Raw genomic sequence first — 20,565 nt, 5'->3', positions numbered from 1 at the left:
TGGAAGATCTGGTGATCGGTGTAACAAAGTATTTTCAGATCGGCATCGATAAAACCGGCACTGATCGGGGTGGGTATCGGGTAAAAGACGAAATCAGCCTTTAGGTCTTCGAAGATGCTGCGTAAACGTCCAGCTGGCGCGGGTTTTCCGCGAAGATGAAAATCGTTTGTTTGGCCGCATTGTGTTGCGCCAGGTCTTTGATCAGCATTTCGAACTGGCGGTTGAATACCGGTTGCTGTTGCGTATTAAAATGAATGACTTCCGGTGACTGGCCTTCGTGTGTAAACTTAGGACCGATCACGATGTTATGCTTTTGCTGTAGCTGGCGGATCAGTTCGTTGCCGGGTACAAAGTCGCGCTCCGTCATTTCCAGTTCCTCCTCTTCGCCCACTTTCACCTTCTGGCCAAGCTGCAGCCAGTCATGAAAACGTTGTTCCATCTGCTGCACCACGTCCTGCACATACGCCGGGTCCTTCATCCACACCACGGTGTTTTCGGGGAGAAAATCCGGCAGCGATGATTTGGTATGCTCCACCGCATGGGTATCCATGTTGGCGATCAGCGTTACCTGCATCAGTTTGCGTTCGCTCAGCTGGGTTTCCGCGTCAAAAATGCGGATAGAGTCTATTTCGTCACCAAACAGCTCAAAGCGATAAGGCTTATCGTTACCGAAAGAGTAGATGTCCAGGATACCACCGCGCACGGCGTACTGGCCAGGCTCATACACGAAATCGGTATGTTCAAACCCCCAGCCTACCAACTTCTGGAGCAGCGGATCAACCTTTACGGTTTCGCCCACTTTCAACTGTACCATGTTAGCGGTGAAGGAGGTGTTACCCGCCACCTTTTCCCAGAGGGCTTCCGGGTAGGTAACGAGCACTTTTTTATGGATCGAGGGACCGGAAAACTTCATCAGCGCCTCTGTACGTAACATACTGTGGCTGCTGTTGATCTCCGAGAACTGCCCGGTCTTTTTAAACGAGTCGGGGAAGTAGAAAATATCCAGCGCCTGCGACAAATGCTCCAGGTCGTTATGGAAATAAGCGGCTTCTTCCTTGTCGTTGAGAATAAAAAGGTGATTCTTGTCGGAGCCCGCCCAAATGGCGGCTGCTACGAAGTTTGCGGCGCTACCGGTAAGACCGGTTAGATGAAAATACCGCGGAACGGGCAATGTGAGTCCTGTCGCCAGCTTGCGCAGGCGGGGGTCCCGTTCATACATCTGAAGTACTGCCTGTAGATTCATGAAGGATGCAAAGATACGATGATTGACATTAAAAACGGGTCACACGGATTTTAGTTATATTTATATAAACTCCGCGTTATGTTGGACCAATGGTATACCGGCATCGTCGCCCGCATTCACCAGGAAACGCCCAATACCCGCAGGTTCTGGATTAAAATGCCGGAACTGGCGCGGTTCGACTTCAAGCCTGGCCAATTCGTTACCCTCGATCTGCCTATTCACGAAAAGAAAAACAAGCGCTGGCGAAGCTATTCAATTGCCTCGCATCCGAACGGCACCAACGAAATTGAGCTGGTGATCGTACTGCTGGAAGGCGGCGCGGGCACCACCTACCTGTTTAACGAAATCCATGAGGGCAGCGAACTGGTGGTGAGCAAAGCGCAGGCGCTTTTACCCTTCCCGAACGGCTGGAAAAAGACCTTTTCCTCGTATGCACGGGTACGGGCATTGCGCCGTTCCGGGCCATGGTGCACTATCTGCATCTCCATCAAATTCCGCACCCGCCTATTTACCTGGTATTTGGCACCCGCACGGAGCAGGATTTACTGTACGCGCAGGAAATGCGGTGTCTGCAGCAGGAAATGCCCGGCTTTACATATCTCCCCACGCTAAGTCGTGATCAGAATGCGGATTGGTGGGGGCAGCGCGGGTATGTGCACAATGTGTACGAGGGGTTGCTGGCGGACAGGCGGCCGGCCAGTTTTTATCTCTGCGGCTGGAAGGCCATGATCGACGAGGCCAAGCAGCGTATCCTGGCCATGGGGTATGACCGCAAGGATATTCACCGGAACTCTACGGTTGATTCCCGATGTAGCCGCCGTTGCGACGCTCCGTTCATCTTTTTCCTTTCCATTTTACAAATACCCCTGCTCCCTGAATTTATCCCTGCGGTGAAGTGCTGCGTCGCTGGCATCTTCGGATACCAGGGAGCCGGTTTGTAACACCTCCACCTGTGCAGAAGGCTTATCGAACGGGCAACGAATGGGTGGATGAGGCGGTATGGGGCGCTACTAAGGGTAAAATAGCATTAGTGCTGATTTTTCATGACTAATGAGAGAACGTGACCAAGGGCGGTTGATGGATTTACCATAGCTGGTCAACAATAAAAAGGCCGCAACTATACGTTGCGACCCTTTTCGAATATGATAACTGACTATCGGATCGCCTGGCGTACCAGTTCACGTACCGATGACATTGGGATGCGCTCCTGCTCCATGCTGTCGCGGTGACGGATGGTTACGGTGCCATCTTCTTTGGTCTGGTGGTCGATAGTTACACAGAACGGCGTACCGATCGCGTCCCGGCGGCGATACCGTTTACCAATTGCATCTTTCTCTTCGTAGAAACAGTAGAAGTCCTGTTTGCAATCGGCCATCAGTTCGCGCGGCCAGTTCAGGCAGACCATCTTTTTTGTAAGCGGGAATACAGCCAGCTTAACGGGTGCAAGTTTCGGCGGGAAGCTTAGTACTACGCGGCTGTCTTCTTTGCCGTCTTTGGAAAGATCTTCTTCTTTATATGCTTCGCTGAGTACCAGCAACACCGTACGATCAAGACCGATAGAGGTTTCGATTACGTAAGGCACGTAGTTCTGGTTGATCTCCGGATCGAAGTATTGCATTTTTTTACCGGAGAATTGCTGATGGCGGCCCAGATCGTGATCTGTGCGGGAGTGAATACCTTCTACTTCTTTAAAGCCAATCGGGAAATCGTACTCGATATCGCAGGCTGCATCCGCATAAAATGCCAGCTTCACGTGGTCATGGAAACGGTATTTCTCTTTAGAAATACCCAGACCAAGGTGCCACTTCATGCGCTCTTCCTTCCAGTACTCGTACCACTCTTTCTGAGTGCCAGGACGGATGAAGAACTGCATTTCCATCTGCTCGAATTCACGCATGCGGAACACGAACTGGCGGGCCACGATTTCATTACGGAAAGCCTTACCCACCTGCGCGATACCGAACGGTATTTTCATACGGCCGGTTTTCTGCACGTTCAGGAAGTTTACGAAAATGCCCTGCGCTGTTTCCGGGCGGAGGTAAATTTCGCTGGACTCATCGGAAACACTACCCAGCTGGGTGCTGAACATCAGGTTAAACTGACGAACGTCTGTCCAGTTCAGGGTACCGCTTACGGAGCATTTAATATTATTGGCGATGATCAGGTCACGCAGACCATTGAAATCATCGTTTTTAAGTAATTCGTCCATTTGGGCCAACAGCGCTTCGCCCGCCGCTTTATCCAGCGTTTCGGCATGCGCCTCGATCAGGTGATCTACCCGGTAGCGTTTTTTGCTATCCTTGTTATCGATCATCGGGTCGGAGAAGTTGTCTACGTGGCCGGATGCTTTCCGGTAGTGGGGTGCATAAAAATAGCCGCGTCGATGCCCACGATGTTCTCGTGCATCTGCGTCATGCTTTTCCACCAGTACTCACGGATATTACGTTTGAGCTCAGAGCCGTACTGACCGTAATCGTATACCGCGCTTAAACCGTCATATATTTCGCTCGACTGGAAAATGAATCCATATTCTTTACAGTGCGAAATGATCGCCTGGAATTTATTTTGATCAGTTGCCATAGTTCGCAAATATAAATTCCAAAATCGAAATCACGCATGGATTTATTTTACCTTATGTTTATCGATTATTATCAGACTTTACGCGCAGCAGTTTTCCGCTCATCCATGATACCGTCGGAAGCCACTTCCACCTGTTTTACCCAGATGGCGTAGTCGTTAGGTTCAATTTCGCAGCCCTTCTTTTCTACCCAGGACCGGGTAAATTCTGCCCCAAAGTAGAGGATAGCAGATGAATAGTAGACCCACAGCAGGATAATTACGATAGAACCCGCCGCACCGTAAGTGGTGCCTACTTTAGACATGCCCATATACAACCCGATGCCGAACTTGCCCAGCATAAACAGGATAGCAGTAGCTACCGCGCCCACCAGTACATGTTTCCACTGGATTTTTGCGTCGGGCAGTACTTTAAATATGATAGCGAATAAGAGCGAAATGATAATTAGGGTTATGACGATATTGGCGATATAAACGACTACCACCTCGGCTTCCGGGAAAAAAGCGAACAGGCGGTCACTCATGACCTCCATCAGTGTGTTAAGGGCCAGCGATACCAGGAGGATAAAGCCAAGGCTGATCACCAGGGAAAAGGACAATAACCGGTTAATGATCATTTTGACGAAGCCTTTTTTAGGCTTGGCTTTCAGTCGCCAGATGGTATTGATGGAATCCTGGATCTCGCCAAATACCCCGGTAGCGCCCACAATGAGCGTTACAACACCAACGATGGTGGCCCAGCTCACGTTGTTGGACAAAGAGGCGTTCTGGATCATCTGCTGGATCTGGGCGGCGGCCTCGGGGCCTACCATGCCCTGTATCTCGTTAAACAGCTTGCCTTCCACCGCTTCGCGCCCGAGGAAGATGTCGCAGAGAAAGATCACGATGATCATCATCGGCGCAATGGAAAATATGGTATAGTACGCAAGGGCCGCGCTCATTTTGAGCACCTTGTCACTCATAAAATCTGTCGCCGCCTGCTTCAGGACCTGCCAGTAGAATCTAAAATTGATGTGAAGCTTCATACGGGAACCGTATCAAGGCCCGTGCCGTTTACTGTAGTTTTTCGTTTTCGCGGTGGCGGTTGGCGTCGCGGATATTCTTCTTCTCGAAGTTCTTTTCCGGGGCTTCTGTGAGATCAATCCCCATTTGGTTGCCCAAGCACAACAGTACCCACAGTACATCGGCCAGCTCGTCGGCCAGTTCTTTCTTTTTATCTGATTCCTTAAACGATTGGTCACCGTACTGGCGCGACATGATGCGGGCCACCTCTCCCACTTCCTCGGTTAGAATCGCCATATTGGTTAATTCGGAAAAATAACGCACGCCGGTCGTGTTAATCCGTGCGTCTACCCGCTCCCGGGCTTCTTTAATCGTCATAACAAAAACTGTTTTTGCCGGGTAAAGATAAAGAAAAACCGCCACAGCCGGGCGGTTTCTCAATATACTGAACGGGAAAACGAAGCTAGTAGGGAAGTTTGATGGTGGGATAAGGAGTAGCTTTGGCATTGCCGCTACCACCATTGTCGACGCTTATTTTAGACGCCGTGGTATAGTTAGTGGCCTTGTTCATATCAAACGTAATATGAAAGATTTTCTGCTGGCCATTTAACTTTACCCACAACGTAGACGTATTGCGGGCACCGCACATCATATTGAGTTGTATGTACCCTTCGGCTGCGTTCATCTGCGGCTTGCCGATGTAACTTTCATACATGCTGTTAGCACTGAGGCTGTCCGGGTTAATCTTTGCGCCGGGGCCGAAAAGCAGGTTTTTGCCGTCCTTGTCCGTAAGCACTACCTGTAATGGAGAAGAGCCAACGCCGGGCGGGCAAATGCCGGTAAGATCATCGTCTTTGTCGCGTTTGCAGGCAAAAAGGGAGGTCAGGACAAGGAGGAGCATTGGGAATAAACGCATAGCGGGAATTGTTTGTTTAGGGAGATAAGTCGGTTACCAAACATAAAGCGCCCGGGCTGCTCTAAAAGTTACAGCCTATTCCCGGTTTTTTGTATCGATGAGAATGGTCACCGGCCCGTCGTTCAGCAACGACACCTTCATATCGGCCCCGAACTCGCCGGTAGAAATGGGCTTACCGAGGTCCAGCTGCAGCCGGGCAATCATTTTTTCGTAGCGCGGAATGGCGATATCGGGCTTGGAGGCGCGGAGGTACGAGGGACGGTTGCCTTTTTCGTGGAGGCATGCAGGGTAAACTGGCTCACGAGCAATACGTCGCCCGCTATGTCTTTTACGGACAGGTTCATCACCCCGGCTTCGTCGCCAAAGATGCGCAGGTTCACGATTTTCGCGCTCAGCCAGTCAATATCTTCGGCGGTGTCCGCGTCTTCGATGCCGATCAGGACGAGCAGCCCCGCCCCGATCGCCGCCTTTTCCTTTTCGTCAATTACTACCGATGCTTGCGAAACCCGTTGAATCACCGCTTTCATAAATCATTATTTTTGCGGAATAAAGATAGTTTTATGCAACAACATATCGACATTACGCCCGAGCTCTCGTTTAAAACGGCGCGCAGCGGAGGCAAGGGAGGACAGAACGTTAACAAGGTTGAAACCATGGTAGAGGCGTATTTCAATATACTGGCCTCTCTGCGGCTGTCTGTAGAGCAAAAGGCATTACTGAACGAGAAACTGGCCAGCAAGATCAACAGCGAAGGCCTGCTGATGGTGAAATCGCAAACAGAACGCACCCAGCTCGGGAATAAAATGGAGGCCATTAACAAAATCAACCGGCTGATCAACCAGGCCCTTACCGTGCGCAAGAAACGGGTGGCCACCAAACCCACTGCCGCTGTAAAGGAAAAAAGGATCCAACTGAAGAAACGCCTGTCTGAAAAGAAACAAAACCGGCGCGGAAATATCTATTGATCGGATTAATTCTATTTTTGTTCAAACTCATTTTCCTTGAGCAGTATTAAAAAACTTGCGGGACAAACCCTCATTTACGGCGTACCTACGATCCTTGGCCGATTTTTGAACGTGTTGATTTCCTTCGGACTTACCTACCTGTTTCACAGTTCGGCGGAATTTGGAGATTATGCCCTGGTATATGCCTATGCTACTTTCCTGAACGTCATTTTTACTTACGGCACCGAAACGTCCTATTTCCGCTTTGCGCAAATGGACGAGTTCCGGAACGACGTGTATTCGACCACCCTCAGCTCCCTGATAGGCACGTCCGTGCTGTTCAGCGCCGCCATGGTCATCTCGTCCGGGTGGATTGCCCGGTTCATGGAACTGGAGCTGCACCCGGAATACGTGGTGTACCTGGCTTTCATTATCGGCCTGGACGCCATCGCCACCATCCCTTTCGCCAAACTGCGCAAAGAAGGGCGGCCCATGAAATATGCACTGATCAAGTTTTTTAATATTATCATTTCGGTGACATGTACCCTGTATTTCGTAGGACTTTGTCCCTGGTTACAGGCGCACCACCCGGACAGTATTTTCCTGAAAATCTACGACCCGTCTATTTCCCAGGTGGCGTACGCGGTGATCGCGAACCTTATTGCCAGCGTGGCCACGCTGCTGATGCTGTCCAGGGAGCTGGGCCAGTTCCGCCCCAGGTTTAACAAAGACCTGTGGAAACAGATGATGATCTACTCCCTGCCCCTAGTGGTAGTAGGCTTAGCCGGCATGGTCAATGAAACGCTGGACCGCACCCTGCTGAGTAAACTGCTGCCGTACGACGAGGCTACCAACAAGTCGCTCGTGGGCGTGTATAGCGCCAGTTACCGGATCGCTGCGCTCATTAACATCTTTATCCAGATATTCCGCATGGGGGCCGAGCCCTTCTTCTTTAACGAGTCGAATAAGAGCGATGCGCCCAAGGTGTACGCCAAGGTGATGTACTTTTTTACCATCATTTGCCTCGCTGTCTTCCCCGGTCGTGGTGTTATTTGCTGATACGGTGTGGATCCGGTACCTGGTAGACAGTCGCACCAACCCGGAATACCTGGCCGGCCTGCCCGTTATTCCTTTACTGGCCTTCGGGTATGTTTGCCTCGGTATCTATTACAACCTGACTATCTGGTATAAACTGACGAATAAAACCCTGCTCGGTTCATACGTTACCGTTATTGGCGCGGTGATTACCATTGTGCTTAACTATTGGCTGATCCCGAGGATCGGGTTCGTGGGCAGCGCCTGGGCCACCCTGATCTGCTATTTTGTGATGACGGTGATCACTTATTTCATGGGGCAGAAGTACTACTATGTGCCTTATAACGTGAAGGCGATCTGCAGTTACCTCCTGCTTGCGCTGGCTATTTATGCGGCGTATTACTTCGGAACGGCGCAGCTGACCTCCCAGGTACTGAGAATTGCCTGCGGGGTGGCCGGAATGGTTGTTTACATCGGTTTTGTGTGGCAGCGGGAACGTGTGGGATTTGTAAACCTCGTCAAACGCAGGGGCTAAAGTATATGGAGGGCATTCCCGCGGGAATGCCCTTATTTTTGCTATTCTTCCTTCATAAAGGGATTATGCTCCTTCTCAAACCCGATGGTCGTCGATTGCCCGTGCCCGGGATATACCCTTACCTCGTCCGGCAGGGTAAACAGCTGCTCCCTGATCGAACGCATCAGCGCGGCATGGTCACAGCCCGGAAGATCCGTCCTTCCCACACTCAGATAAAATAGTACATCTCCCCCGATCACAAACTGTTGACTGGCGCAGTAAAACACCACATGCCCCGGCGCATGCCCAGGCGTAAACCGCACTTCCAGCTCATCGTCCCCGAACTGGATTTTATCTCCCTCCTGCAAATATGACGTCGGGTTCACCGATGGTTCGAATGGAATATTGTACATCTGCCCCACCTGCGGCGAGCTGTCCAGCACCACCTGATCGGCCGGGTGTATCTCCAGCCCGACATTATAGGTACGGGATACAAAAGTATTACCGAAAATATGATCAATATGGCAATGTGTATTCAGCAGCCGGGCAACCTTTAGCCCGCGGTTTGCGATATAATCCTGTAATTCTTTCCGTTCATTCTCAAAATAACAGCCCGGGTCTATAATGATACACTCGTTTTTATCGTTTATAAGCAGGTACGTATTTTCCTGGAAAGGATTAAAGGTGAAATATTTGATTTCAATCATTGTTACCGTTTTTTAGCTAATTTTATTCCTGATACAATATTATCAATCTTTCTGTATGAACCGATTTATTACCAGGTTATTAATTTTATCCGGTATCCTATGTGGCCCGCTGATACTGAAAGCACAGACGAATACAGTAGAATTTGGACAGAACCGTGTACAGTATAAAAACTTCAAATGGCGTTATTATACCACCCGCCATTTTTATACTTATTTCAGTCAGAATGGCCTGGAACTGGGTAAATATGTGGCGCAGGCTGCAGAAAGAGAGTTGCCTCAGCTCGAACAATTCATGGAATTCACCTTCCGCCAGCGTGTAAACATTGTTGTTTACAACAGCTTCGGGGAGATGAAGCAGTCCAATATAGGCATCGGCATCGACTGGCAAAATACCGGCGGTGTAACCAAACTCGTGGGCAACAAGCTGCTGGTATATTTCGATGGCGACCATGAACACCTCCGCAAACAGATCCGTCAGGGTATTGCCCGGGTAATGCTGGAAACCCTCCTCTTCGGTGAGGACATCGGCGAATTTGCAGGCAACGCGGTATTGATCGACTTCCCCAACTGGTTTACGGACGGATTTATCTCCTACGCTGCCGAAAACTGGAACTCTCAACTGGACGAAGAACTGAAAGTGACCCTGGCCTCCGGCCGTTACCGTACGTTTAATCAGCTGGCGTTTGAAAAACCGCTGCTGGCGGGACAGGCGTTCTGGTACTACGTGGAAAGCAAGTACGGGAAAGATGCGGTGCCTTACCTCATGTACATTACCCGTATTAACCGCGGTCTTAAAAAGGGCTTCGAGCAGGTATTACGCATGTCGCCTAAAAATGCCCAGAAAGATTTCATGCTGTTCAATACCCGCCGCTACCAGGAAGATAACCGCCGCCGCCGCCAGGTGACACGCGGACAAAGTATCGTAGCCCGGGAAATCAGCACCAAAGCAGATTACTTCCGTTTTGCGGCCAATCCGAAAAACAACTCCTACGCCGCCATCGAATACAAAAACGGCCGCTATAAAGTGCAGGTACAGGTGGGTATTTACAGCACGCCCAAAGTGATCCTGAAAAGCGGTGTGCGGATGACAGCCAATAAACTGGACCCGAACTACCCGCTGCTGGCCTGGAACCAGAAGGGTAACAAGATCGCGGTAGCCTACGAACATGAAGGCAAATCCAAACTGCTGATCTATGACCTTATCTCCAAAATCCGTACGGTACAGGACCTTACCATGTTCGACCGCGTGGTGGACATGAAGTTCTTCTGGGAGCATGATAACTCGTTCCTGTTCTCCGCCATCAAAAATGGCCATACGGATATTTACACTTACAACGCTTCCAACTTCAAAACGGAGCAAATTACCAATGACGTGTACGATGACCTCGACCCTTCATTCGTGGCCTTCCCGGGCAAGAGCGGTATCATTTACAGCTCTAACCGCCCCTCCGCAAAAGCGCGTACGTCCGACACCGTACTGCCGCACAATCGTTATAATGTCTTCCTGATCGATAACTGGAATAAATCTTCCGAGAAACAAATTTCGCAGCTGACCGATATGAAGTACGGCAATGCGCGTTTCCCGGTGCAGTATAACACCACGCACTTCACCTTCGTGTCGGATGCTAACGGTATTTCCAACCGTTATGCGGGCTTCTTTAAGACGGAAAGAGCGGGTGTTGACAGCGTGTACCAGATCGGCGCCGAGCTGCTGACCAACCCGGACCGCGAAGAACTGGATTCTGCGCTGCAGGCTTATGGCTCCACCGCGCCAGATACGGTTATGGCTATTTCCATTACAAAGGATTCTACTTACGTATTCCCGATCACCAACTACCAGTACGGCATCCGGGAATCAAGGGCTGCCGGCGACCAGGGACAGGTATCGGAAGTAGTGCGCCTGGCCAATTTCAGACGTTTATTCAAATTAAAGGTAGATACGGTTACCCTGCGTAAGCGCAATGTGAACGCCCGTCCGACCCGCTTCCGCGCGCAGCAGATGCGTGAAGACAGCATCGCAATGGGCATCCCGATGTATTTCGAGAAGCAGATCGACACCACGCCGAAAACAAACTTCTTCCAGAATGAGTTCGGCAATGAACCAATCGACACGTCGGTGCAAACGGCCAGCAATGTGCCGGATATGCCGATCGTTACCGAACCGCCGGTGCTGAAAAGCGCACGCCTGTCGGCTTACCGCCTTAAGTTCTCCACCGATTACCTGGTGGCGCAGATCGATAACTCGGTCCTGATTACCCGTTACCAGCCATTTTCCGGCGGCCCCTTTGCACCTATCCGCCTGGCCGACCCCGTAAACGGTATGATCCGCATCGGGGTGAGCGATCTGATGGAAGACTGGAAATTCAACGGCGGCTTCCGTATCCCCACCTCATTGGACGGTAGTGAATACTTCGCCTCGGCTTCTTACCTGAAGCGCCGCTTCGATTACAAATTTACTTACTACCGCAAGGTGGATAAAGGGTCGTTGATCGATACCATCAATAACGTGGATTACCCCGCGAAGATGAAAACCAACCTGTACCAGGCGGAAGTACGTTATCCGTTTGACCAGGCGCGCAGCCTGCGTTTACAGATCGGCTGGCGTACAGACCGGCAGACGATACTTGCGAACGATGAGCTGTCGCTCAAAACACCCGATGTGGAAGATAAAAGCATTGTGGGGCGCCTTGAATATGTGTATGACAATACCATCAACCCGGCCATTAACATCTGGAACGGTACCCGTTATAAGGTGTATATGGACGTGAATTCGCTGATCGTTGGTAACTACAGCGCGGTGGCCAATCCGTTTGCAGCGAAGAACAAATTCACCTACAACATGGGTGTAGACGTTCGCCACTACCACAAGATTTTCCGCAACTTCATCTGGGCTACCCGCTTCTCTGCGGACGTATCATGGGGCGGACGTAAAATCCTGTACTACCTCGGCGGTGCAGATAATGAATTCAACCCGAAAATTAACAGCAACAACCCGATTAATTACGAGGCGAACTACGCCTACCAAACGCTTAGCAACAATATGCGCGGTTATCGTCAGAACGCGCGGAACGGTAACAACGTCATGTTGTTCAACACCGAACTGCGTATGCCGGTATTCACCACGCTGATGGATAAACCTATCAACTCGGCTTTCCTCCGCAACTTTATGCTCACTTCCTTCATTGACCTGGGCACCGCCTGGTATGAAAAACTGAAGTTTAAAGATGCGAACTACACCTACTTCTACAGCGGCGACGGTATCGTTACCCGGGTAAAAGAAGGTTTCCTCGGACCGTTTGTAGGTGGCTACGGCTTCGGCGCCAGAACGACAATTGCAGGTTATTATCTGCGTGTCGATGCAGGGTGGCCGATGATCAAGTTCTTCGGCAGCAAGCCGGTATGGGCCTTCGGTATGGGAGTTGACTTCTAAACAATTCGATAAAAAGAGAAAAATCCCGGGTCAGATACGGCCCGGGATTTTTTTTGCGGTGTAGTAAAGGATGCTCATAAAGCAACCCATGCAAAAAGTAAATCCCCATGCACCGGGGTAATGAGATGGTTGAAAAACAATGCCGAAAAAATCACGGAGTACAGCCGCAGGACGGGTAAACAAATCCAAGGTATTCCAGCGTAAAAACGGCCCACATACACACCGGCCGCACAAAGCCATATTACAGGCAGATTAAATCCCCGCAGCCTCGCTTCAAAGCGTTGCTGTAACAGGCCTTTCACCTGCGCCATCGATAAATAACCAATCAGCACTCCCGTAAACGCAAAGGAACAAAGCAGAAACAGGTCGAACCATTGCGGCACGGCGCCAAAAGGCTCCAGGTGAAAAAGATCGGTAATCATATATGGCGCATTTGGCAGGAAAATAATCCACAATCCGAGCATCGGCAATAACAGCCACCAGCGCTGCACCAACGGTTTTACCACCGCCATCGCGTTACTCAGTATAAACGGTACATAGCCGAGGAAAAGATTCCATATCATGAACGCGTAGGCCGTAGTGCCTGTGTAGCGCATGCGCACGGCTACGAGGAACAGGCAAAACAACGTGGCGAGATAGGCCATGTGTGTTAAAGTATATTTTCGTGTAAGCAGCTGCGTTACACCCGTTCGCACAGTCAATAATTTCATGATTAAAATTTTAATCGATGCCGCAAATCACCAGCACCTTTGGCACAAAATAATCAGCCCCGCTGCCACCGCCACCACAGCGGAAATGAGCACAGCACCGGCCGCCACGTCCTTCACAAACTTTACCGATTCGTGCCGCTCCGGCGACAAATGATCCATCGTTTTTTCCACGGCGGTATTCAGCATCTCCGTGATCCATACCAATCCTATTACTAAAACAAGTACACACCACTCCACCAGCGACAACCGAACATACAGACCCGCGGCAATCACCAGTGGGGTTACTACCGCGTGTACCCTGCCGTTCGGTTCACTTTTAAGAAAAGCGATAATTCCGCTGAAGGCGTAACCGAAACTCCGTAGCCGGTTGTTGATGGTTTGTTTAAAAATGGACATACACAAAATATTATCAGGACAGGACGTTGGGGCAGTCATTCAAAGAGGAACATAAAGCGCCATCCGTTCTCTCCCAGCAAATAAATAAATACCAGGCCTAAGATAAGCAACCCGTTGGCCGCAACCGCCATATTCCACCAGTTTTTACGCACCATAAACCGCATCGAAATGAAATGACGGTAAAAGGTGTACTCATAATGTGTAAACGACAGCACATTGATAATCACCGCGATCATCGGCGCCAGGATCACCAGCAGGTTAAAACCAAGTCCGTAGGTGACCAGTCCCAGGCGCGCCGCCACCGGCTCCGACCAGTCGGACAGGAAGTTGTACCCCATGCCGTATTTGAGGATGGTGGTCATAATTAACCAGCCTGCGGGCAGGGTGAGGAAAATGCCGAGCCACATGGGCCAGCGTGAGTTAGGAATCATTGTTTTCATTATTTATCTGTTTTCAGGTTGATGAGGAAATGCAGCCATGCCGGCCGTTGGTTGCGGCGTATGCCGCACTTTGGAGAGGATCGCCTCCAGCAGCGGCAGCATCTGGTTCAGGTGGCGGTGCTTGATCATAAAGTTCCAGAGGGGTTCAAACTTTTTCCATCCACCTGCGTAAGCAAAATGTTTTAGTTGATGTTTGATGTCGTCGTGCTGCAGCGAGGCGCGGGCAATGTTGCTCCACGAATAAAACGCCCTGTAACTCCAGTCGTAGCCCCGCTTCAATTGTTCCGCCGATAAGCCCCGCGTTTTATATACCACGTGCCGGGTATCATACAAATCCCAGTTGTTGTGCAGCAGCCGTCCGTCGGCCTCCATGGCTTTATACAGCCCGGTGCCGGGATACGGCGTAAGAATATGGAATGTACAGGTAGTAAGGCCCATTTTTACCGCCCATTCCACCGTGCGTTCAAATACATCGGGGCCATCTTCATCTAATCCGAACACGAAACTCCCGTTAATCATGATACCTAAATCGTGCAGGCGGCGGATGGCCGCGGCGTAGTCTTTACCCAGGTTTTGCTTCTTGTTACTTTGCAGCAGGTTGCCCTGCGTTAACGTTTCAAAACCTACAAACACGCTGCGCATACCGGCTTCCGCGGCTTTCTCGATCAGGTCGCCACGCAGAATAGCGTCTACGGTGGAGGCGCCCTGGAATACGCGGTCCATGCCTTTCATACCTTCGAAAAGGCCGCTGGCAAAACGCTGGTTACCCAGCAGGTGATCGTCCAGGAAATAAAGGTGGCGCCCGGGGAGACGGTCTATTTCAGACAAAGCATCATCAACGGTCTGGGTGTAAAACGACCGTCCCCCTTCAAAGAGGGCATCTTTGTAGCAAAAGTCGCAGTGATGCGGGCAGCCACGGGTTACAACAATGGAGTTCGGTACGAGATAATAGGACCTTTTGATCAGGTCGCGGCGCACTTTAGGAATGCCCTGCAACGTTCGTATTTTCGAGGTATAACGTGGCAATGGACGCCTGTTCCGGAAATCTTCCAGAACGCGGGGAAAATATCTTCGCCCGGCCCCAGGAAAATACTGTCCGCATGCGGGGCCGCTTCTTCCGGCAACGAAGTCACATGCAGGCCACCAAGGCAAACGTAGCAACCCTTTGCGCGGTAATAGTCCGCCAAAGCGTAAGCACGGTAAGCATTGGTGATATACACCTGTATGATCACCAGGTCCGGCTGATCGTCCGTTCGCAATACTTCCACATGCTCGTCCTGCAAATCTATTTCATCATCCTTACTGCAGTAACCGGCCAGGGTGGCCAGTCCCAGCGGCGGGAACAACGAATATTTGATCGGCCGCCAGAACGGACTTTTAGCTTCGGTCAGCGCGAGAAGAATCATTTTGATTTTCATGATGCGGACAGTTTTCCGGGTTATGGTTGAATGGAGGCGGAAGGAGCGGACAATTGTTCCCAGCGGATGCGGCGGCTGATAAACATCACCGTGGCCAGGATCACGAACAGGCCAATACTGCCCATCAGCAATGCCTGGTCTTCGGAGCGGATGATCACGTACAGGAAGGCGTACAATCCCGCCAGCGCCCCGCCGATACCAAGCCCCGTACGCAGGTTTTTAAACACGCTGGCCAGGTAAAACACGATCAAACCAACGGTCATGATCGATGCAATAATATAAGCGATCGTAAAATTGAGCTGCTCCGAAATCGCGATCAGCAAGGTGTAGAATACGCACAGGGCGAGACCGATCAACATGTATTGTAGGGGATGAACGGTACGTTGCTGCAGCAATTCAATAAAATAAAACAGCAGGAATGTAAGGCCGATGATGAGTACCGCATACTTCACGGAACGCAGCGATTGCTGGTACGTGTCGATAGCGGGCCACAATTTCACGGATACATCGGAGCCGTTCAGTTTAACATGATTGCCGCTCGAGGATTGCGGGAAAGAAGCGCCGATGCTGAGCATTTCCCACTTTGCGATGAAGCCCGAGTCGGAACCGATGCTGCGGGTTTCCGGCAATACCGCGCCGTCGAAGCTGGGCGATGTCCAGTTGGAACTTACATTAATGGTTGTATTGGCGCCTATCGGGGAAAAGTTGAACTGGCGGGAGCCGCGTAACGAGAGGTTGATATCGAAGTGCTGGTCCGTGCTATCGCCGGCAACGGGCACTTTAGCCTGTATGCTGCTGGCGAAAAGATCGTCGTCCCCGGTGCCCTGTACAAATACGACGGGACTGCCGTTCCAGGCGGCTTTCATCTCTTTGGCGCCGCGCAGGTCCGTTACCCCGATGGCAAGATACGCCTCCGCGAAATTCAGGTTGCCGGTGGTAATACCCGCGGTAAGTCCGTCGGTGACCAGCCGTTTAAAGCTGCCTTTCAGTTTTATTGCGGACGTGTATACCGCCATATTATAAATACCGCGGCTGCGGTTATGCGATTGCAGGTCGCCGTTGATCTCCAGCTGATCGGGCAGGAAGTACGCATACCTGCGGCGCTGCCCGTTTTCCTCACCTTTAACCGGCACCACCAGTACGGGCCCGGTAAGCGTTTGGGCTTCGCCCCATTTACTGCTGATGTCTTTCATCGCTTCTTCCTGCCGTGACGAGCGTTCGGTGATCATTGAGTCGATCATCTGCATAGGAATCAGTAATACAATTACCATAACCAGTACAATAGCGGCTTTGATAGCGTATGCGTAGCGTTTAGTCCATTTTTCTTCCATGATAGTATAGTTTTATGTTGATGATGTGTTGATTCGTCGGTGAAAAAGCACGCCTGGCCGGTATTTCCACGTCATTCGGGACCTAAGGGGCATGGCGCTGCCCGGCGCGGCATTGTTGCCCGGCCTTCGTTAAAGGGCATGGCAAAGCCAGTCGCATTCCTGCGTTAGTTTCACTACCAGTAACACCGGCAGCAAAAGAAAATCTATCTAAAAAGCACTTTGCAATTCAAAGTGTAGGTACAAAAAAATTTACTGTGAAAACTTGATCATTTGTTCTAGCGCCGCAATATGTCCTTTAAAGGCCTTCTCCCCAGCTTTAGTGATAGAATAAGTCGTATTTGTTTTACGGCCGATGAACCCTTTATGTACTTTCAGGAACCCGTTTTCCTCCAGCGTGTTAAGATGCGACGCCAGGTTGCCGTCCGTTGCCTCGAGCACTTCTTTCAGGTCGTTGAAGTTGACTTCTTCATTGACCATCAGAACGCTCATCACGCCAAGACGGATGCGGCTTTCGAAAATCTTGTTCAAGTTACCGATCGGATTCATTACTTCGCTTTAAAAAACACCGGCCTGCATTTAACGGCCACACTAAGTTCCATAAACTTCTTCAAAATCAGAAATGCCTATTGTTTGCGCTCATACTTCATCCACATAGACGTGCCGTATACGATATGCATGATGCCGAAACCTACCACCCAGAAGTAAAGGCCATATCCTACGGCGAACAGGTTCAGCGCGCCCAGCAGGATTTCTACAAGTCCCAGGTAACGGATGTCCGACAGGGTATATTTACTGGCGTTTACCAGCGCTAGTCCATAAAAGATCAAACAGGCAGGCGCCACCAGCACGGGAATATCATTATACAACGAGCCCAGTACAAAAATGCCCCCGGCTGCCAGCGGAATAGCCAGGTTAATCAGCACCTTTCGTGCCACGCCGTCCCAGATGGCCTCGCCGTTACGGCGTGCCCGGCGCCAGGTAAGCACACAACCGCTGCCGATCGCCACCACCAATATGGCTAATGCAATCGCCACCAGCTTCACCTTCAGGTGAAAAAGGGCGTTATACGCATGGTTGCCCAACACATCCCACTGGTAATAATAGTCTTTAATCAGCCAGTAACCGACAAAACCGCCCGCCAGCGCAGCTACACCGGCAATAACGCCGCTGAGGCCACTCAGAGAAATGAAGCGGGTAGATTTTTCCATCATCCGTTTGATGTCGGTGAGGGTATCGAGATGTTGTTGCTCATTCATAAAAAAGCACTTTGCACTACAAAGCTATTAAAAGTTTCTAATCCTCCAAATATATTTTTTGATGTAAATATGACGGCATTTTATAGGTACAGCACTTAAATAGACCTAAAATATCTAATTTGCTGTCTGTATGACCGCATGGAAAAGAATTTTAGCTGTGATTATCGGCATTGTTAGTTGCTCAGGCCTTCAGGCTCAACGATATAAGGTCAGTGGTGTTGTTAAAGATGCGCATTCCCAGGAAATAATACCTTTTGCTACTTTACAGTTCGTAGGTACCAACGAGGGAATGGTCACAAATGAACAGGGTTATTATCAGTTTAACCTAAACGGAATACCATCTGATTCGTTACTCGTTAGGGTGATGGGATACCAGCGAACCGTAATGCACGTCAGTAAAACTGATACGGCGCAGGTCATCAATTTTGACATCTACCGCTCCGATGTTTCCCTGAAACAGTTCGAAGTAAAAGCCAACGTTAATTTCGCCCTCCTCCTGCTCCGGCAGATCATCCGCCGGAAACCGGAAAACAACTACGACAAGCTCGAAAACTATAAATACGAGGTATATAACAAGCTGGAACTGGACATGAAGAACCTTAACACGGTGAAATTGTCTAAAAACCGCTTTACCAAACCCTTTGCCTTTGTACTGAAGAACATCGACAGCACCTCGGAAAGCAAGCCGTTTTTACCCGTGTTCCTTACTGAATCTATCTCGGACTACTATTTTCAGCGGAGCCCCCGTAAGGAGAAGGAAATTATCAAGGCCAGCCGTACGTCCGGACTGGATAATGAAAGTGTGACCAAGTTCCCGGGCAGCATGTACCAGAACATTAATGTGTACGACAACTATATTCCCGTATTCGACAAGCAGTTTGTAAGTCCGATCGCCAACAGTGGCGCCATGTTTTACAACTATCGTATTACGGACACGCAGTATGTGGCCAACAAGCGGTACATCAAACTGAACTTTTACCGAAACGTAAAGGGGAAAACGTGTTCGTGGGCGAAGTATGGGTGCAGGACAGCACCTATGCCGTACAAAAAATGAGCATGTCGGTGCCGGGCGATGCCAATATCAACTTTGTCAGAAGGATCAGCCTGGTGCAGGAGTTCAAACCGATCAAAGATAGTTCGATGTGGTTCCCGGCGAAAGATAAGTTCATCGTTGACTTTTGGACGCCGAGTCCCAAGCCGACAAAAACGCTTGAATTCATTGGTCGTAAAACCACCAGTTACGAAGAGATCGTTGTGAACGACACTGCCGCCACCAATATATTCGACGAGCGGAAGAAATATCCCCAGAACATTGTTGTCGCCGACAGTGCCCGCAAACGCGACGATGACTACTGGAGCGGCGCCCGCCACGACACCCTGTCTAAAAACGAAGTGGCCATTTACAAAATGGTAGACACCCTGCAACGCATGCCGCTGTTCCAGAAGTATTCCAATACCATTAAGTTCATCGCCACCGGTTATAAGGCTTTCGGCCCGCTGGAATGGGGTCCTTACTGGTACCTGTTCAGCCAGAACCGCCTGGAAGGTTTCCGTATGCGCCTGGACCTGGGCACCACCCCGCAGGTGCACAAGGATATTTACCTCTATGGCTACCTGGCTTACGGCTTTGGCGACCAGCGCTTCAAAGGCAAAATGACCGGCCTCTGGATCCTGGACCGTGCACCACGTACCTACCTGTACGCCTCTTACACCCGCGACCTTGATAACGGCGCCACTTATTACGATGAGGTAGGCACCGATAACATCTTCTCACTCGCCATCCGTAAACAGGGTGTGCCGCAGAAGTTTATGATGATCGACGAAAAACGCGTGGAGTTCTACAAAGAATACTATAACGGCTTCTCGCATCACCTGTCATTGACACATAAAGAATTCATGCCTTTTGCGCCCCTTCCCGGCAAGGAATACTATCCGAAGGAAGTAGGCGGCGGCTCGCCTTTAACCAACTCAGAAGTGTCCTTAAAACTCCGTTACGCGTATCGTGAAGAGTTCCTGGAAGGTAACTACTACCGTTACAGCCTGGGCAGCAAATATCCTGTAGTAGAAGGCCGTTTTTCTGTAGGCATTCCGGGTATCGCGGGCAGCAATTATTCTTATGAAAAAATTGCGCTCACCGTATCCGACTACTGGAAGGTGGGCGCGCTCGGTACGATTTACTACAACCTGTTTGCCGGTAAGGTATTTGGTCCTGCCCTGCCCTACCCCTTACTGGAAATACACCCGGGCAACGAAATTTACTATTACAACAAGTACGCCTTCAACATGATGAACCGGTTTGAGTTCCTGAGTGATGAATATGCGGGCTTCAACGTGGAACATACGATCGGCAGCGGCATTTTCAATTACATTCCGCTGGTGCGCAAACTTAAATTCCGCCAGTTCTGGACCGCGAAAGGGGTAATTGGCAAGTTATCTGAAAAGAATAAAACACTGAACCTGAACAACGGTTATGCATTTAAAACACTGGAGAGCAGTCCGTACCTGGAAATAGGCACCGGTGTGGAGAACATCTTAAAATTCCTTCGGGTTGATTTTGTGTGGCGGGTAGCACCAAGCCGCAAGCCGGGAGAAGAATACAACAGAACGTTCGGGGTATTCGGCAGCTTCAAATTATCTTTCTAAAAA

The 20,565-nt window shown here is 50.3% G+C and carries 21 protein-coding genes and 3 pseudogenes; 8 read left to right on the top strand and 16 right to left on the bottom strand.

Annotated features, from left to right (window positions below; all coding sequences use genetic code 11):
• Positions 1-100 precede the first annotated feature (100 nt).
• Positions 101-1,219, bottom strand: a complete 1,119-nt coding sequence (locus MKQ70_RS30025; protein WP_248078021.1) for a transcription-repair coupling factor family protein — start codon at positions 1,217-1,219, stop codon at positions 101-103.
• 102 nt (positions 1,220-1,321) lie between these two features.
• Between MKQ70_RS30025 and MKQ70_RS30020 the strand changes: the two are divergent.
• Positions 1,322-1,555, top strand: a pseudogene (locus tag MKQ70_RS30020) (FAD-binding oxidoreductase); the annotation flags it as partial.
• A gap of 152 nt (positions 1,556-1,707) precedes the next feature.
• The gene (locus MKQ70_RS30015; protein WP_248078019.1) at positions 1,708-2,184 is read left to right on the top strand and encodes a ferredoxin reductase domain-containing protein; all 477 of its coding nucleotides are present in this window, start codon (positions 1,708-1,710) and stop codon (positions 2,182-2,184) included.
• Positions 2,185-2,396: 212 nt separating this feature from the next.
• Here MKQ70_RS30015 and MKQ70_RS30010 read toward each other — a convergent pair whose 3' ends face one another.
• The 6 genes and pseudogenes from MKQ70_RS30010 to dtd all read right to left on the bottom strand — a co-directional run bounded on the left by MKQ70_RS30010 (position 2,397) and on the right by dtd (position 6,265).
• The gene (locus tag MKQ70_RS30010) at positions 2,397-3,668 is read right to left on the bottom strand and encodes a glycine--tRNA ligase (RefSeq protein WP_248078017.1); all 1,272 of its coding nucleotides are present in this window, start codon (positions 3,666-3,668) and stop codon (positions 2,397-2,399) included.
• The gene (locus tag MKQ70_RS30005) at positions 3,575-3,823 is read right to left on the bottom strand and encodes a hypothetical protein (protein WP_248078015.1); all 249 of its coding nucleotides are present in this window, start codon (positions 3,821-3,823) and stop codon (positions 3,575-3,577) included. The genes MKQ70_RS30010 and MKQ70_RS30005 overlap by 94 nt, the downstream gene beginning before the upstream one ends.
• 71 nt (positions 3,824-3,894) lie before the next feature.
• Entirely contained in the window at positions 3,895-4,845 is a 951-nt protein-coding gene (locus tag MKQ70_RS30000) for a YihY/virulence factor BrkB family protein (protein WP_248078013.1), read from the bottom strand.
• Positions 4,846-4,873: 28 nt separating this feature from the next.
• Positions 4,874-5,200 carry a nucleotide pyrophosphohydrolase gene (locus MKQ70_RS29995; protein WP_248078011.1) on the bottom strand — a complete coding sequence of 109 codons (327 nt, stop codon included), beginning with the start codon at positions 5,198-5,200 and terminating at the stop codon, positions 4,874-4,876.
• 85 nt (positions 5,201-5,285) lie between these two features.
• Complete coding sequence (locus MKQ70_RS29990) at positions 5,286-5,738, bottom strand: hypothetical protein (protein ID WP_248078009.1); 453 nt, start codon at positions 5,736-5,738, stop codon at positions 5,286-5,288.
• A gap of 75 nt (positions 5,739-5,813) precedes the next feature.
• A pseudogene (gene dtd, locus MKQ70_RS29985) lies at positions 5,814-6,265 on the bottom strand (D-aminoacyl-tRNA deacylase).
• Positions 6,266-6,298: 33 nt separating this feature from the next.
• On the opposite strand from dtd, the gene arfB reads away from it, so the two are divergent.
• From arfB to MKQ70_RS29970, 3 genes are read left to right on the top strand one after another with little or no spacing between them, the layout of a single operon-like run.
• Positions 6,299-6,703 carry an alternative ribosome rescue aminoacyl-tRNA hydrolase ArfB gene (arfB, locus tag MKQ70_RS29980; protein ID WP_372490044.1) on the top strand — a complete coding sequence of 135 codons (405 nt, stop codon included), beginning with the start codon at positions 6,299-6,301 and terminating at the stop codon, positions 6,701-6,703.
• 36 nt (positions 6,704-6,739) lie between these two features.
• Positions 6,740-7,741 (top strand): lipopolysaccharide biosynthesis protein, encoded by a 1,002-nt coding sequence (locus tag MKQ70_RS29975; protein WP_248078007.1) that lies wholly within the window; start codon positions 6,740-6,742, stop codon positions 7,739-7,741.
• Positions 7,725-8,252, top strand: coding sequence for a lipopolysaccharide biosynthesis protein (locus tag MKQ70_RS29970; protein WP_248077996.1), 528 nt, complete (start codon positions 7,725-7,727; stop codon positions 8,250-8,252). Before MKQ70_RS29975 ends, MKQ70_RS29970 begins: the two co-directional genes overlap by 17 nt.
• A gap of 41 nt (positions 8,253-8,293) precedes the next feature.
• Here MKQ70_RS29970 and MKQ70_RS29965 read toward each other — a convergent pair whose 3' ends face one another.
• Positions 8,294-8,938 (bottom strand): MBL fold metallo-hydrolase, encoded by a 645-nt coding sequence (locus MKQ70_RS29965; RefSeq protein ID WP_248077994.1) that lies wholly within the window; start codon positions 8,936-8,938, stop codon positions 8,294-8,296.
• Positions 8,939-8,993: 55 nt separating this feature from the next.
• On the opposite strand from MKQ70_RS29965, the gene MKQ70_RS29960 reads away from it, so the two are divergent.
• Positions 8,994-12,368: a beta-propeller domain-containing protein gene (locus MKQ70_RS29960; RefSeq protein WP_248077992.1), complete on the top strand. Its 3,375-nt coding sequence runs from the start codon at positions 8,994-8,996 to the stop codon at positions 12,366-12,368.
• Positions 12,369-12,442: 74 nt separating this feature from the next.
• On the opposite strand, the gene MKQ70_RS29955 is transcribed toward MKQ70_RS29960, so the two are convergent.
• The 8 genes from MKQ70_RS29955 to MKQ70_RS29920 all read right to left on the bottom strand — a co-directional run bounded on the left by MKQ70_RS29955 (position 12,443) and on the right by MKQ70_RS29920 (position 17,919).
• A complete protein-coding gene (locus tag MKQ70_RS29955) occupies positions 12,443-13,078 on the bottom strand; it encodes a DUF1361 domain-containing protein (protein WP_248077990.1) in 636 nt (211 codons plus the stop codon).
• A 27-nt stretch (positions 13,079-13,105) separates the two neighbouring features.
• Positions 13,106-13,474: a diacylglycerol kinase family protein gene (locus tag MKQ70_RS29950; protein ID WP_248077988.1), complete on the bottom strand. Its 369-nt coding sequence runs from the start codon at positions 13,472-13,474 to the stop codon at positions 13,106-13,108.
• A gap of 35 nt (positions 13,475-13,509) precedes the next feature.
• Positions 13,510-13,914, bottom strand: a complete 405-nt coding sequence (locus tag MKQ70_RS29945) for a hypothetical protein (protein ID WP_248077986.1) — start codon at positions 13,912-13,914, stop codon at positions 13,510-13,512.
• A 3-nt stretch (positions 13,915-13,917) separates the two neighbouring features.
• Positions 13,918-14,910, bottom strand: coding sequence for a B12-binding domain-containing radical SAM protein (locus MKQ70_RS29940; RefSeq protein ID WP_248077984.1), 993 nt, complete (start codon positions 14,908-14,910; stop codon positions 13,918-13,920).
• On the bottom strand, positions 14,877-15,332 hold the full coding sequence (locus tag MKQ70_RS29935; RefSeq protein ID WP_248077982.1) for a cobalamin-dependent protein: 456 nt from the start codon (positions 15,330-15,332) through the stop codon (positions 14,877-14,879). Before MKQ70_RS29935 ends, MKQ70_RS29940 begins: the two co-directional genes overlap by 34 nt.
• 20 nt (positions 15,333-15,352) lie before the next feature.
• Positions 15,353-16,663: a cell envelope integrity protein CreD gene (gene creD / locus MKQ70_RS29930; RefSeq protein WP_248077973.1), complete on the bottom strand. Its 1,311-nt coding sequence runs from the start codon at positions 16,661-16,663 to the stop codon at positions 15,353-15,355.
• A gap of 249 nt (positions 16,664-16,912) precedes the next feature.
• A complete protein-coding gene (locus tag MKQ70_RS29925) occupies positions 16,913-17,191 on the bottom strand; it encodes a winged helix-turn-helix domain-containing protein (protein ID WP_248077964.1) in 279 nt (92 codons plus the stop codon).
• A gap of 95 nt (positions 17,192-17,286) precedes the next feature.
• The gene (locus MKQ70_RS29920; protein ID WP_248077962.1) at positions 17,287-17,919 is read right to left on the bottom strand and encodes a hypothetical protein; all 633 of its coding nucleotides are present in this window, start codon (positions 17,917-17,919) and stop codon (positions 17,287-17,289) included.
• Positions 17,920-18,049: 130 nt separating this feature from the next.
• Here MKQ70_RS29920 and MKQ70_RS43930 point away from each other — a divergent pair.
• Positions 18,050-19,032: pseudogene (locus MKQ70_RS43930) on the top strand (DUF5686 family protein); the annotation flags it as partial.
• 27 nt (positions 19,033-19,059) lie between these two features.
• On the top strand, positions 19,060-20,562 hold the full coding sequence (locus MKQ70_RS43925) for a DUF5686 family C-terminal domain-containing protein (protein WP_504909802.1): 1,503 nt from the start codon (positions 19,060-19,062) through the stop codon (positions 20,560-20,562).
• Positions 20,563-20,565 lie beyond the last annotated feature (3 nt).

It is taken from the genome of Chitinophaga sedimenti, assembly GCF_023156195.1.
GTDB lineage: Bacteria > Bacteroidota > Bacteroidia > Chitinophagales > Chitinophagaceae > Chitinophaga > Chitinophaga sedimenti.
This window is presented reverse-complemented; position numbering and strand designations above follow the sequence as displayed.

Excerpts from the sequence above, each read along its gene's own strand:
- MKQ70_RS30025 (WP_248078021.1), bottom strand. The coding sequence starts at position 1,219 with ATGTATGAACGGGACCCCCGCCTGCGCAAGCTGGCGACAGGACTCACA.
- MKQ70_RS30015 (WP_248078019.1), top strand. The coding sequence starts at position 1,708 with ATGGTGCACTATCTGCATCTCCATCAAATTCCGCACCCGCCTATTTAC.
- MKQ70_RS30005 (WP_248078015.1), bottom strand. The coding sequence starts at position 3,823 with ATGGCAACTGATCAAAATAAATTCCAGGCGATCATTTCGCACTGTAAA.
- MKQ70_RS30000 (WP_248078013.1), bottom strand. The coding sequence starts at position 4,845 with ATGAAGCTTCACATCAATTTTAGATTCTACTGGCAGGTCCTGAAGCAG.
- MKQ70_RS29995 (WP_248078011.1), bottom strand. The coding sequence starts at position 5,200 with ATGACGATTAAAGAAGCCCGGGAGCGGGTAGACGCACGGATTAACACG.
- MKQ70_RS29990 (WP_248078009.1), bottom strand. The coding sequence starts at position 5,738 with ATGCGTTTATTCCCAATGCTCCTCCTTGTCCTGACCTCCCTTTTTGCC.
- arfB (WP_372490044.1), top strand. The coding sequence starts at position 6,299 with ATGCAACAACATATCGACATTACGCCCGAGCTCTCGTTTAAAACGGCG.
- MKQ70_RS29965 (WP_248077994.1), bottom strand. The coding sequence starts at position 8,938 with ATGATTGAAATCAAATATTTCACCTTTAATCCTTTCCAGGAAAATACG.
- MKQ70_RS29960 (WP_248077992.1), top strand. The coding sequence starts at position 8,994 with ATGAACCGATTTATTACCAGGTTATTAATTTTATCCGGTATCCTATGT.
- MKQ70_RS29955 (WP_248077990.1), bottom strand. The coding sequence starts at position 13,078 with ATGAAATTATTGACTGTGCGAACGGGTGTAACGCAGCTGCTTACACGA.
- MKQ70_RS29950 (WP_248077988.1), bottom strand. The coding sequence starts at position 13,474 with ATGTCCATTTTTAAACAAACCATCAACAACCGGCTACGGAGTTTCGGT.
- MKQ70_RS29945 (WP_248077986.1), bottom strand. The coding sequence starts at position 13,914 with ATGAAAACAATGATTCCTAACTCACGCTGGCCCATGTGGCTCGGCATT.
- MKQ70_RS29935 (WP_248077982.1), bottom strand. The coding sequence starts at position 15,332 with ATGAAAATCAAAATGATTCTTCTCGCGCTGACCGAAGCTAAAAGTCCG.
- creD (WP_248077973.1), bottom strand. The coding sequence starts at position 16,663 with ATGGAAGAAAAATGGACTAAACGCTACGCATACGCTATCAAAGCCGCT.
- MKQ70_RS29920 (WP_248077962.1), bottom strand. The coding sequence starts at position 17,919 with ATGAATGAGCAACAACATCTCGATACCCTCACCGACATCAAACGGATG.
- MKQ70_RS43925 (WP_504909802.1), top strand. The coding sequence starts at position 19,060 with ATGTGGTTCCCGGCGAAAGATAAGTTCATCGTTGACTTTTGGACGCCG.